Origin of the sequence: Sulfuricurvum kujiense DSM 16994 (assembly GCF_000183725.1) — a bacterium.
Taxonomy (GTDB): Bacteria; Campylobacterota; Campylobacteria; order Campylobacterales; family Sulfurimonadaceae; genus Sulfuricurvum; species Sulfuricurvum kujiense.
The window spans coordinates 1,608,954-1,621,795 of record NC_014762.1; the positions used below are offsets into that span (position 1 = coordinate 1,608,954).

At 44.2% G+C, this 12,842-nt stretch carries 15 protein-coding genes; 7 read left to right on the forward strand and 8 right to left on the reverse strand.

The window, feature by feature from the left end; translation table 11 throughout:
• Positions 1-36: 36 nt before the first annotated feature.
• The 5 genes from thiS to SULKU_RS08080 are packed head-to-tail and all read right to left on the reverse strand — an operon-like array spanning position 37 to position 4,665.
• Entirely contained in the window at positions 37-237 is a 201-nt protein-coding gene (thiS, locus tag SULKU_RS08060) for a sulfur carrier protein ThiS (RefSeq protein ID WP_013460460.1), read from the reverse strand.
• A gap of 8 nt (positions 238-245) precedes the next feature.
• Positions 246-758, reverse strand: a complete 513-nt coding sequence (locus tag SULKU_RS08065; RefSeq protein ID WP_013460461.1) for an ankyrin repeat domain-containing protein — start codon at positions 756-758, stop codon at positions 246-248.
• A 3-nt stretch (positions 759-761) separates the two neighbouring features.
• The gene (locus SULKU_RS08070) at positions 762-1,751 is read right to left on the reverse strand and encodes an SAM-dependent methyltransferase (protein WP_013460462.1); all 990 of its coding nucleotides are present in this window, start codon (positions 1,749-1,751) and stop codon (positions 762-764) included.
• An 8-nt stretch (positions 1,752-1,759) separates the two neighbouring features.
• A complete protein-coding gene (locus SULKU_RS08075; RefSeq protein WP_013460463.1) occupies positions 1,760-2,935 on the reverse strand; it encodes an aspartate aminotransferase family protein in 1,176 nt (391 codons plus the stop codon).
• A complete protein-coding gene (locus SULKU_RS08080) occupies positions 2,932-4,665 on the reverse strand; it encodes a molybdopterin-dependent oxidoreductase (protein ID WP_013460464.1) in 1,734 nt (577 codons plus the stop codon). The genes SULKU_RS08075 and SULKU_RS08080 overlap by 4 nt, the downstream gene beginning before the upstream one ends.
• 135 nt (positions 4,666-4,800) lie before the next feature.
• Here SULKU_RS08080 and SULKU_RS08085 point away from each other — a divergent pair, with 135 nt between their 5' ends.
• Positions 4,801-5,763 carry a chemotaxis protein gene (locus SULKU_RS08085; protein WP_013460465.1) on the forward strand — a complete coding sequence of 321 codons (963 nt, stop codon included), beginning with the start codon at positions 4,801-4,803 and terminating at the stop codon, positions 5,761-5,763.
• Positions 5,764-5,782: 19 nt separating this feature from the next.
• On the opposite strand, the gene SULKU_RS08090 is transcribed toward SULKU_RS08085, so the two are convergent.
• Positions 5,783-7,615, reverse strand: coding sequence for a biotin/lipoyl-containing protein (locus SULKU_RS08090; protein WP_013460466.1), 1,833 nt, complete (start codon positions 7,613-7,615; stop codon positions 5,783-5,785).
• Between the two features lie 11 nt (positions 7,616-7,626).
• Complete coding sequence (locus SULKU_RS08095) at positions 7,627-7,935, reverse strand: hypothetical protein (RefSeq protein WP_013460467.1); 309 nt, start codon at positions 7,933-7,935, stop codon at positions 7,627-7,629.
• Between the two features lie 157 nt (positions 7,936-8,092).
• Here SULKU_RS08095 and ppa point away from each other — a divergent pair, with 157 nt between their 5' ends.
• Positions 8,093-8,614: an inorganic diphosphatase gene (ppa, locus tag SULKU_RS08100; protein ID WP_013460468.1), complete on the forward strand. Its 522-nt coding sequence runs from the start codon at positions 8,093-8,095 to the stop codon at positions 8,612-8,614.
• A 6-nt stretch (positions 8,615-8,620) separates the two neighbouring features.
• On the forward strand, positions 8,621-8,920 hold the full coding sequence (locus tag SULKU_RS08105) for a hypothetical protein (protein ID WP_013460469.1): 300 nt from the start codon (positions 8,621-8,623) through the stop codon (positions 8,918-8,920).
• A gap of 2 nt (positions 8,921-8,922) precedes the next feature.
• Here SULKU_RS08105 and SULKU_RS08110 read toward each other — a convergent pair whose 3' ends face one another.
• Positions 8,923-9,438: a hypothetical protein gene (locus SULKU_RS08110; RefSeq protein ID WP_013460470.1), complete on the reverse strand. Its 516-nt coding sequence runs from the start codon at positions 9,436-9,438 to the stop codon at positions 8,923-8,925.
• A gap of 316 nt (positions 9,439-9,754) precedes the next feature.
• On the opposite strand from SULKU_RS08110, the gene SULKU_RS08115 reads away from it, so the two are divergent.
• Genes SULKU_RS08115 through SULKU_RS08130 form a run of 4 tightly spaced genes read left to right on the forward strand, consistent with a single transcriptional unit; the run spans position 9,755 to position 12,829 of the window.
• Complete coding sequence (locus SULKU_RS08115) at positions 9,755-10,228, forward strand: transglycosylase SLT domain-containing protein (protein ID WP_041666782.1); 474 nt, start codon at positions 9,755-9,757, stop codon at positions 10,226-10,228.
• Between the two features lie 42 nt (positions 10,229-10,270).
• A complete protein-coding gene (locus SULKU_RS08120; protein WP_013460472.1) occupies positions 10,271-10,471 on the forward strand; it encodes a hypothetical protein in 201 nt (66 codons plus the stop codon).
• A 40-nt stretch (positions 10,472-10,511) separates the two neighbouring features.
• Positions 10,512-11,459, forward strand: coding sequence for a YbgA family protein (locus tag SULKU_RS08125; RefSeq protein WP_013460473.1), 948 nt, complete (start codon positions 10,512-10,514; stop codon positions 11,457-11,459).
• Between the two features lie 2 nt (positions 11,460-11,461).
• On the forward strand, positions 11,462-12,829 hold the full coding sequence (locus tag SULKU_RS08130; RefSeq protein ID WP_013460474.1) for a cryptochrome/photolyase family protein: 1,368 nt from the start codon (positions 11,462-11,464) through the stop codon (positions 12,827-12,829).
• Positions 12,830-12,842 lie beyond the last annotated feature (13 nt).

Below are 12,842 nucleotides of genomic sequence, written 5' to 3' on the forward strand. Positions count from 1 at the left end.
TAGTATTGGAACGGTTACAAAAATCGATTATTTACATCATCCCCCGCCGACAAAATCCAGCAGCTCGATCGTATCACCCTCTTTTAAAACGGCATCGCCCCATCTGTCTTGTTTGACGATCTCCATGTTTAGTGCCGAAGCCATAACCCTCTCTTCCAGTCCGAGAGATCGGATAAGATCAAGCATGGTCGATCCGGGGCTCACTTCTCTTAGTTCACCGTTTACTTTGATTTGCATAGATTCTCCTACATTGACATTCTGATCAGTTGCGCGATAGCAAAATTCTTTTTGGCAATCGCAAATTCGTACGCTGTTGCACCGTCATTGTTTTTAAGATGGGGATCGGCATGCGCTTTGAGTAAAAAATCAGCTACAGGTTCATTGCCGCTGAATGCCGCCTGATGAAGCGGCGTGATCCCGTCATTGTTTGCCAGATTGACATCGGCACGGTGTATGATGACAAAGGTGACCAGCTCCAAATCTTTTTTCTTCACCGCCAATATAAGGGGTGTATTACCCTGAAAATCCTGAGCGTTGATATCGGCGCCGTTATCAAGCAGAAACTGCGATATTTTCAGATCACCCATCTTGATCGCGACATGCAATGCCGTAAGACCCGCCGCATTTTGTTCATCGACATTTTTATTTTGGCTCAGATAAGTGCGCATTTTCCCGATATCACCCTCGTAGGCGGCGTCATGCAGGACACCGGCAAACGCGACACTCACAGCCAGAGATAAAAACACCCATAATCGCATCGTCTATTCCTTAACGAATCGAATCATCTTAAACCGTTCTCCCATAAGAGAGGGGGTAATCAAAATCTTCACTTTTTCAAGTTCCTGCGCATAAATCTCTTCGCCGGCATGCTCTTTGAGAATCGCGAGCAGATCCAGAATCCCCATCTCGACCAATGCGACCAATTGCGTCGCATACTGAGCGCATACAATCCCTGCTTCTTCAAACGCCTCTTTGACATGGGTAAAATTAACATCATACGTGATATCGGTTTTTCCGTAAGCTTCGGCACGTTCCAGCGCTTCGTCAAACAAAGGAAACGTCTGATGTGCCTGATACACGCGTATCGAAAAATCGCTTCGGGCTTCCAATTCGCCGTAATCGAAACTCATAAACTCGAATCTCTTTGAGCACTTCTGCATAGCCGACGCAAACGATTCGTATCCTACTGCGATCTCACCGCGATCTTGCTTATATTTTTCTGCCAACAAAGATATTTTAGGATCGTCTATATCGAAATGTATTTGATGATTCTCTACCCGAGCGGTCTTCCCTTTGTAAAAAAGCTCGCAGCCAAAGGCATCAAAAATCTCATTGGCGATAAAGAATACCGACTGTTCGTTCAGCTCTGAGAGATCGCTGTAATGTTCCAAAGAAACCGCATTCCCGAACGATTCATCAAAATACGATTGTTGTGCGGTACGGAGGTTTTCAAATCGTTCCACAATCCCGAACCTGAGCGTCTGCAGCAGCTGCGGGCGAAGGGTATGGATAAACTCGATTATGTCGGCTAAAAGATAGCCGTGATGGGCACCGATCTCGCAAATCAGCGAATCGGAGCGCAAAAATCCCTCATCAATGCGAGAAATAATATGTTTTGCGATTGTTCCGCCGAAAAATTTCGACGTACTGACCGCCGTATAAAAGTCCCCTTTTTTGCCGATAGGACGATACGACGCGTAATACCCGTCCGCTCCGTAGAGCCAGTCATGCATGTAGTCACTAAAGCGCACGTGTTGCCTTACAGAGCTGCCATTGCTTTTTCAAGGCGTGCAAACCCTTCATCAATATCGGATTTGGTAATCGTAAGCGGAGGGAGGAAGCGCAGAGTATTACGACCCGCTTTAAGGACGATGACCCCCGCTTCACGCGCAGCATTGATAATTTTGCCCAGAGTGTCCCCATCAACCACACGAAGACCGCGCATCATCCCAAGACCCACATGCTCTAAGAAAATAGCCGGATGAGCTTTCGCGAACTTGGCCAATGATGTTTCAAAATAGAGGAGATGTTCATCCAGTGCACCGCTCTCTTTCATCTCTTCGAGAATGTCCAATACTTCATTCGCCGCAGCGGTTGAGAGATAGTTTCCTCCGAACGTTGAGCCGTGATCTCCGGGAGAAAAAATATCTTTTTTGCCGGTCATCACCACACCGATCGGAACTCCTCCCCCGAGTCCTTTGGCCAGAGTAATGACATCCGGTTCGATTCCGTAAAGATTAGAGGCTAAAAATTCGCCCGTTCGGTATATCCCCGTCTGAACTTCATCCACCATCAGCAAAACATCACGCGATTTCAGCATTGCGCTTAGGGCTTGTACTTTAGCCCGATCCTGAGGTTGAACTCCACCTTCTCCCTGTACCAATTCGATCATTACCGCTACCGTATGCTCATCAATCAGCGATTCGATTTCATCGATATTTTTAGCATAAACGAATCCGTCCGGGAACGGGCCGAAATAGTTGTGCATCGACTCTTGTCCCGTCGCTTTTAGCGCCGTAATCGTACGTCCGTGAAACGAGTGGTCCAATGTAATGATTTTATAGCGCTTCGGCTGTCCGTCTACTTCACCGTATTTTCGGGCGATTTTGATCGCCCCCTCATTGGCTTCGGCACCGCTGTTGCCGAAAAAGCATTTCATATCATACCCGCTCATTTCTACTATGCGGCGTGCACATTCGGCTTGAGGCTCGATGTAATAGAGGTTGGAAACATGGATCACTTTGCTCACTTGATCGCAAATCGCTTTGGTCAACCGCTCATTGGCATGTCCGACACTGCACACCGCGATTCCGGCGGCGAAATCGATATACTCTTTCCCCTCGCTGTCGATCAAAACAGCGTTTTTACCCGCTACGAAATTGATATTTTGACGAGCGTACGTCGGCAATACATAGTTTTCAAAATTTTTAGTCATTTTTTTATTACCTTTATTTTAATTTCTTGATACACCGCACTCTCACCCTCATAGCTAAGGTGCGGCGGCGTTAATACATTCACATCGGGTGTACCCGAATAGATCAGGAGACAATCTTTCCTCAACCGATTATCATGCCTTACCCTCATCTCCACAGAGCATGAGTGTGACACAAGCTGGACAACCGCATCCTCATCAAATCCCGCATCGGGATGAAAATACACCCCGCCAGCCCTTTTAAACTGTGAATTAAGCCCTTGTCCGTATTTTGAAGTAATGAGATAAAAACCCTCATTATCATCGATGTCCGCATCAATGGTGTCCAAAAACTCAAATTCACCGTTTTCAAATCCGTTTTCATAAGGGATTTCAGGGACATTCCGACGATATCCGACGCCGTCGCGAACGTCCATTTGCTTTCGGAAAAAATCGAGATAATACGACTCGTCTTCCCATTGTACCCCAAAGGCATTACACAAACGGCTCGTAAGCTCATATTCGCTGATACCGCTTTCGCTCTGGAATATTTGCGGCATTTCCTGAAGAGTATAATCACCGTATGAACTGCGGAAATCATTTTTTTCCAAAAACGTTTTTGCCGGAATCACCAAATCCGCCGAACGGGACGTTTCATTCTCATACAGCCCGAAATAGACCGTAAAGCCTGCCGATGCAAAGGCATGTCTCACTCCGGTAGAGTTGGGCATCTGAGCCAAAGGATTGGCACCCTGAACGAAAACACAATTATACTTCGAAAAATCGGCAGTCGGCTTACTGATACGACGGGATAGCGATTCAAACGGCAAATCGATTCCCGATAAAGAGTTGCCCAGATAACTCACGCCACATCCTCTTTTACCGAAAAGTCCCATAATCGCGCCGAATCCGTCAATAGAGCGAAGCACATCGGCGCCGTTTCGGTATTTTTGAACACCGACACCGACCAAGATCGCACACTTTTTCCCTTTCATCAACTCCAGTATCGCCCCGATCTGTCCGAGAGAAACATCGATAAAATCAAGGGTCGCTTTGATCCTTACACTCTGAGTCAATTCGTAAAAATCGTTGTATTCGCTTGCGTGCTCCTGTAAAAACGCTTCATCGTGAATCCCCTCTATGATCGCGAAACGGCTTAATAATAACGCTAATTGCAAATCGCAATGAGGTTTGATCTGGATATGCAGATCGGCACTCTGAGCTATCGATGTTTTAACGGGATCGATGACGATAACCGTTTTTCCCTCTAAAAACGGCAACAGATGAGAATGGGTCGTATGGGGATTACGTCCCCAGAATATGACAACCTCGCTCTCATCGATCATCTGCGGCGATAACACCTCATTACTTCCTCTTCCGGCCAAAACACCCGCTTCTCCTGCACCGTCACACAGACTTCCTGACGTTCCGACCGCTTTGATAGAGGCAAAAAAATGCTCGCAGCTGCGCTGCATCAAAGAGACATTTCCGCTTCCGCGATAATAGAGGATCTGGTCATTTTTTGAGTTTTTCAATACCTCTATCAAGAGTTCGAATGCTCTCTCCATCGAAATTTCATCACCGCGAAACTGCGGGGAAAGCAATCTGTTTTGTTGTGTGAAATGGTTAAGATTCGGACATAAATAGCCCCGTGTTACCGGATGCGATTTATCTCCTTTTAGCTTTCCGTTCTCATCGACGACAATTCGGCAAGCGTCATAACAATCAAGCGGACAGGCGGTTGTCTGATTCATTTAACTCAACTTTTCATTCATACACTGAATTTTTAAACATATTAAGCGCATTTTACCCTTGACACCCTTTAGTTTTTAGTAAAAAAAGCTGACGAATAGGATATCATTAAAGAATATAAATAATTTGAGGTCACTATGTCTCTTTTAGAACACGTCGATGCGGCAACAAACTTAGCGAGAAATAACGAAGTACAGCTTTTGGTCTTTAAAATCGATACCGCTGAAGAATCGCCCTATTACGCCATTAATGTCTTTAAAACCCGCGAAGTTGTTGAAGCTAAACGCCACCACCTGACACAAATTCCCGGAGCCCATCCGCTTTTGGAGGGGACAATTGTACTGCGTGAGCTGCAAATACCGATTTTGAATCTTCCGCAATGGCTCGGAATTGCTATGGAAGATGACAGGAAAAAAGCGTCTAATCTATTGATATGTGATTTTAACGGAATCATTATCGGCATTCGGATTATGTTTGCATACCGTGTCATCAAAAAGAACTGGAATGAGATGCACTCACCCGATAGTTACCGTTTGGGAGACGACGGCCTTGTTATTAACGATACGAGATTGGATGACGGAAGTCTGTGTCTAATCCTCGACTATGAAAAACTGTTGGCGGACGTCATTCCGCAAGCAATGGTTAATGTTGAAAATGCTACAAAAGCACTCCAAAATATCTCAATTCCCGAAAAACTTAAAAACGGCGTAGTGCTCATTGCCGAAGACTCAAAAACGGCACAGCGCCATTTACGGCAAATTTTTGAACATGCCCATATCGGATACCAAATATTCAACAACGGAAAAGATTTAATTGAATTCATTTCCAAACACCCGAACCCTTCATCTATTCCGGCAATCATTACCGATATAGAAATGCCTGAGATGTCAGGCTTTACCGTTATTCAACAGCTGAAAGCCAAAGCTGAAACCAAAGCGATTCCGATCATAGTCAACAGTTCTATGACAGGGGAAAACAATAAACGCGAAGCGGCCAGTTTGGGTGCTGACGGATTTATCGATAAAACAAAAAGTGAAAATATACTCGCGTTGATTGTTGAAAAAATGGGAGAATCTGGGGCAAAACTTCTCCCTCGTTAAGGGAGAAAGAAGAAGCGATTTATTCGACAACCGCCAAAACTTGGCCTGCTTCGATTTTATCGTTTACGTTTACATTGATTGATGTTACTTTTCCGTTACGCGGAGCGACAACATCGATCTCCATTTTCATCGCTTCAAGAATCATGATCTTGTCACCTGCATTTACAGTATCGCCTACAGAAGCAACCAATTTAAATACAGAACCCGGAAGTTCCGCACAAATTGCATTTGCGTTTGCCGTAGGAGCTGCCGCTGCCGGCGCTGCAACAGCCGCAGGAGCTGCTACTGGAGCCGCTACAGGTACGACACTTTGAACGGTCGCATTGCCGCCTACGATTTGTACGTTATATTGTTGTCCGTCTACGATTACTGTGTATGTTCCGTTTGCCATAAGAAGATTCTCCTGTTGTGATTGGTTTGATTGAGTTGTTTCTGCCGTTTTAGGGCCATTTTTTCGAACGTTTACAGTTGCTTCCCCTTTGAGGAATGCAATCCCTTTAACGTCACATGAAGCGGCAATGAAAATATTCTCATCGGTCGCTTCAATACCTTCGTCGCTCAGCTTTTTAGTCCAATAGGCGATTGATTTGGTTTCGTCACGATCGGCAATATCGATTGCATGATCGGTTGTAGGCTCCAGTTTAAGCTGCTCATGTGCGATACGAACTACTTCCGGATCGGGAGCGGTAGGGGTTTTACCGAAGTAACCCAATACCATTTTCCCATAGCCCGGAGCGATTTTTTTCCACGGTCCCATAAGGGCGTTGTTGAGTGCCTGCTGAAAGTAAAACTGAGATACCGGAGTAACGGATGTACCGTATCCCCCTTTCTCAACGACTTCACGCATTGCACGGATTACTTCAGGATAGCGATCCAACATGTTGTTGTCACGCATCATTTGGGTATTTGCCGTCAATGCGCCCCCCGGCATCGGAGAAAACGGAATGAGCGGAGAAACCTGCGTCGCTTCCGGCGGCATGAAATAGTCTTTCAAGCAATCGCCCAAAACATCTTCATATTTGAGGATTTTTTCAAGTTCAAGGCCGCCGAGATCGAAATTTTTACCTTTTACCGCATGAAGCATCGTTAAAATATCGGGTTGAGACGTACCGCCGCTGACCGGAGCCGCAGCCATATCGATACCGTCTACTCCGGCTTCGAGTGCAGCGAGATAACACGCTACGCTGACCCCTGCCGTCTCGTGGGTATGAAGACGCAAATGGGTCCCCTCAGGAACCAATTTACGTGCCATTTTCAATGTGTCATAGACTTTTTGCGGACTTGACGTTCCGCTGGCATCTTTAAAACAGATTGAGTGATACGGAATACCCGAATCCAAAATCTCACGAAGCGTTTTTTCATAGAACGCGACATCATGAGCGCCTACGCACCCCGGAGGAAGGTCCATCATCGTAACGACAACTTCGTGTTTTAACCCGTGATGAACGATCCGTTCACCGGAATATTTAAGGTTTTCGACATCATTCAAAGCATCGAAATTACGGATCGTTGTCGTTCCGTGTTTCTTAAACATTTTGGCATGAAGATCAACCATTTCACGGCTTCCCGTATCGAGCATTACCGTATTTACCCCGCGTGCAAGGGTTTGAAGATTTGCATCCGGTCCGACAATGGCGCGAAAGCGATCCATCATGTCAAACGCATTTTCATTTAGATAGAAAAAAAGGCTTTGAAAGCGTGCTCCGCCTCCAAATTCAAAATGTCGGATTCCCGCCTCTTTGGCCGCCTCGAGGGCAGGGAAGAAATCTTCCATCAACACCCGTCCGCCAAATACGGACTGAAATCCGTCACGGAACGTAGTGTCCATCACATCGATGTATTTTTTTGCCATTTACGTAATCCCTACTTCTTTAGATTATTATGGTGGTGAATTACTGCCGCCAGAGCCGCAATTCCTAATAAACCGCCATTTTGAGAATTTTCCAGTTCATGATGATGGAGTGCAGCTGCGATCGCGGCTACTTTTGCCCGTACATCATTGGACTCTTGTTCATGGTGGTGTAATGCTGCTGCAATCGCCGCTACTTTGGCGCCTTGTACACGATCACTTGATGATGCGACAGCAATCTCACCTGCAAAGTTTTGAGATTCCGGGGCATTCTTGGATTGAAACATTGTCAAATATTTCATTACTTTATTGAGTAATTCCATTTGCTATCCCCTTTGTTAGTTTGCACGCGTAATCTTTACACGATGCGTGATTCTAGTATAAAGTTCATTAAAAAAGATTTACTGATCCCTCTTTCAATGAACCTTTTAGGTTCTTTCGTTACAATCCGCCTCATTATTTTATACACAGAGGTGCCCTATGGATCTAAGCAAAATCGGTTACGGCGAAAATCCCGATAAAGTCAAAGCTATTATTGAAATAGCCTGCGGATCAAATATCAAATATGAAGTTGAAAAAGAGAGCGGTGCGCTCGTACTTGATCGTGTTATGCACTCAGCAATGTACTATCCGGCTAACTACGGATTTGTCAACAAAACACTTTCACAAGACGGCGATCCGGCGGATATCTTGATCTTGACCGAATACCCTATGGTTGAGGGATGTGTGACCAACTGCCGTTTAGTCGGTGTTTTAATTATGGAAGACGAAAGCGGTATCGATGAAAAATTGCTTGCCGTTCCAACTTCAAAAATCGATCCTACATTCGAAGAGATCCAAGATCTTGGCGACATCCCGAAACATACGTTGGCAAAAATCAAAAACTTCTTCGAAACCTATAAAATGCTCGAACCGGGCAAATGGGTAAAAGTAAAAGGATTCGAAGATAAAGCTGCCGCTACTAAAATCCTAGAAGACGCTATTAAAAACTATAAAGAGTAATAGACGATGATCGACTTCGGTTCTAATGATGTTTTTTCTTACGCTATATTCGGATTGATACTCAATTTTATCTTTTCGATCGCGTTTGGTCTTTATCTCAGCAAAAATATCGGAGTCGAAGAGATGATGCTCTCCAAAGGCAATCGCGAGCAGCCGTGGTGGCTCGCTCTCTCATTGGCCGTTCCGTATGCCAAAATGATTATTACTTTGTATCGGGTTGCTATTTTGCAACTCTACTTTCTTGATCAGGGGAAAAGCCATAAAGAGTTCTGGATCTATCTCACGACAAACGATGATCAGCGCTGAGACTATTTCTCTTCTTTAATACATAATTTTTGTATCTGTGTATCGTGCATTCCCTTTTTTTGGTTCAGTGCACCTTGCATTGCACGTTTTAACTTCATATTCCACTCTGTATTGTCAAATGCGGAATCAATCACCGCCAATCCCTGACGCAATAGCATCTCACTGTAACTCTCTGGTCCGTTGCCGTACAGAATACATCCTTCTTTGATCATCTCGTAATGGTAAGATTGTTGTATATGCAAATGTTCTTTTGCATACTGTTTGTCGTGAGGATGCGATATATAATAGTTCTCAACGGCATTTTTGCACTCTGTCGGATTGACACCTTTTTCTGCTATTTTTTCCAATGTCATAATGCCGAACGGTTCACACAAAAAATATGCATTATTATGTATCATCTGAAACTTTGAATTATTTTCGATCGATATCAGCAATCCGACGGTAATTTCTCCGTATAACGGTGTCATGCACATCAGTATAGTGAGTAATCGGACAAAAAATGTTTCATTTTTACTCATAGACTACTTTTTCAACCTTTTTTTTGATGGTTTTAGAAAACTTTTTACCTCGAAACTTAAAGTAACATCAATATTTTTCACTGTATTTAACATTTTATACCCGTATTTTTACCCAATCTTAATCACAGCTTTCCGTCAGGTCGGTAGGATACACCCTATTTCTATTACTTTTTCTTAACTGATTCATTTAGAAAGCACACACCATTGTTATACGCTCCGGAGTACCCTAAAATTTCACATTCCATTTTACGAGGTATATCTTTTGAAATTTCTTTCTCTAATGCTACTACTTTCTCTGTCACTTTTAGCTGACGCTATGACACCAAAACAACTCCATGTTTTACAAACGGTACGCGATGTAGCCAAAACAATTCCCGATAAAAACGGCCGTACGTATGAAGATACCGTCAGTGCTATCTGCATAACCGAAAGCAGTGCCGGAAAAAATACCATAGGTGACTTTAAACGCAAAAAATCATTTACAAAAGCGTCTCTCGGTCCGATGCAGATTCAGGTGGCTACCGCTCGACATGTATCCCAAAACGTCAAAAAACTGCGCTGGCTAAATAATCTTAGCGATGTTCAGCTTGCGGCTCGGTTGTTAGGCGACATTAGACTTTCTGCCAAAGTTGCTACCCACTATCTTGTTTTGCTCCAAAATCAGCGACTAGATCATTTTTACGCTATCAGCGGCTATAACGGCGGAACCGTCAACCATACCTACTACAACCGCGTTATGAAAAATATGAATATCGTCAATCGCCTCGTCTCCTCAGGTAAGCTGTCATAATTTTTAAGCTATAATACTTCGAACAGAGGTTCGGAGGTTTTTATGAATGATGAAAAGCTTAAAATCGTTTTAGCCGTTCTAAGCGGCATCATTTTTAGCCTAGTATTTATTCTACTGGCATTCATCCTCCCGATTTCGCCTTCCAAAACTCCCCAAAAAACAATGAATACGGGCCTGCAAAAACTATCCAAAGCGTATAAAGAGAGCCAACTTAATCGTCCTCCTGAAGAACAAAAACACTGAAATCTATACTCTGCCATAACCACATCGTAAAGGAAAACGAATGAATATTGCCGTTTCCGCATGTTTATTAGGGGAAAAAATCCGCTTTGACGGAGGTCATAAACATGAACGCTTTGTTACCGACGAACTGGGGAAGTTTGCCCGATTCATCCCTTTTTGCCCGGAGCATATAGCCTTTGGTACACCAAGACCGAGCATCCGTCTTCTGAAAGATGAGAGCACGGTGTATGTTCGATCCAATAAAGATCAGAGTGATCTTACGGCCCGGCTGCATCAAACATCCGAGCAAGAGCTCTCCAAGATATCCAAAGAACCGCTTTGTGGGATTATTTTCAAATCCAAATCTCCCAGCTGCGGAATGGGAAGCGCCAAGATATATTTGGAAAACGGTTTGTGCGAAGGAAAAGATGACGGAGTATTCGCTGCAATGTGCCGCGAACGCTACCCTCTGCTTCCGATGGAAGAGGAAGGACGGCTTCAGGATGCATGGCTGAGAGAAAATTTCATCATGCAGCTCTTCGCCTTTGATGCGTATGAGCAGTTTAAAGCCACAAATCCGACGATCGGGGATCTCGTCCGCTTTCATACCGTTAATAAATTTATGCTCCAATCCAAAGATGAACTCTTGTACCGGGAGCTCGGAAATATCGTCGCCAATCGGGACAATCTCGTTTCGGATATTGTATTCTCCATGTATGAATTAGGGTACAAAACGGCTATCTCCCGCAAAAGCTCCATTAAAAAAACACGCAATGTTTTAGAACATTTAGCCGGATTTTTTAAAAATGAGCTCACGAAAGAGGAAAAAAAAATACTCCATACCCATATCAGCGACTTTGCCGATAAAATAGTCCCCCTGATCGTTCCGGTTTCCACGATTTCACTGTACGCTGAAAAATACCATACTGCCTATCTTCTCGATCAAACATTTTTAAATCCCTATCCCAAAACACTGGCATTGCGTTCCCATATCGATGCGGGAAAATAGTTATGAAGAGGATTTTATGGTTTCGGCGTGATCTGCGCATTGAAGACAATCCTCTTTTATCATTGGAAGGAGAGGTCCTCCCGATTTTTATTTTTGATCCCAATATACTCTCATCTTTACAAAACGACGATCGGCGTGTTAGCATCATTTACAATGCACTGCTCAATCTAAAATCCTCTCTTCAAATGCGAGGGCTTGATTTAGCCCTCTTCTACGGAAAACCGGTCGACGTTTTTAAATGGCTCCTCTCCCGCCATCATTTTGACGAAGTTTGCGCTTCGGGGGATTACGATCACTATGCTCTGGAACGGGACCGGGAAATATCCCATCTTCTCCCGTTCAACAGTCTCGATGACACCTATATTTTCCGTCCTGATGAAATTGTAAAAAACGACGGAACCCCCTATTTGGTCTTTACCCCGTTTTATAACCGTGCGAAATCGCTTTTTAGCCCCGAACATATGAGAGAATTTATCCCTGTCGAGCAGTCTCTAACAGACTTTGAGTATGATTCTTTGCATACAATCCGACAATCTGATCATACAAGCAAGCCCATGCAACTCGAATCGATCGGATTTATTTCTCAAAAACTTTCGTCCCGGCAGCAATCATCTCCTGCAATACAATTGGATCAATTTGCCTCCAAAATCGCACACTATTCACAAGACCGTGATTATATGGCGTTAAACGGAACATCCGGGTTAAGTACGCAGCTGCGCTTCGGTACCCTCTCAGTACGTGCGGTTCTGCGATGGATGCTCATTCAAAAAAAACGAGGAAGCGATACCGAACCCTTTTTCAGACAATTAATCTTTCGTGAGTTTTACGCAATGCTTCTCTACCATTTCCCGCATCTCTCCGAACAAAATTTCCGTTATCCGTTTAGAGGCATCGCCAATGAAGAGTATTTTAATGCATTTTGCACAGCGAAAACGGGGGTGCCGATCGTTGATGCGGGGATACGGGAGTTGTTGGAGACCGGAGAAATGCATAACCGGGCGCGGATGCTATGTGCCTCGTTTTTTACAAAAAACCTTCTGTTGCCGTGGCAGTGGGGAGAGGCTTTTTTTGCACAGCATCTTAACGATTATGATGCAGCCTCCAATATTCTCTCATGGCAATGGAGTGCCGGAACCGGAGTCGACCCGCAACCCTACTTTCGGATTTTTAACCCTTATGCTCAAGGAAAAAAATTTGATTCCGACGGAGTTTATATCCGCCGGTGGATGCCGCAGTTAGCATCGGTATCTTCTACAACACTTCATAATGAGACGGCTCTCTTCTCATTAACATTATGTGATTACCCCCACCCAATCGTCTATCAAAAAACAAGTGCAAAAAGAGCATTGGATCATTTTAAATCCATATAACAGTATTCCATCA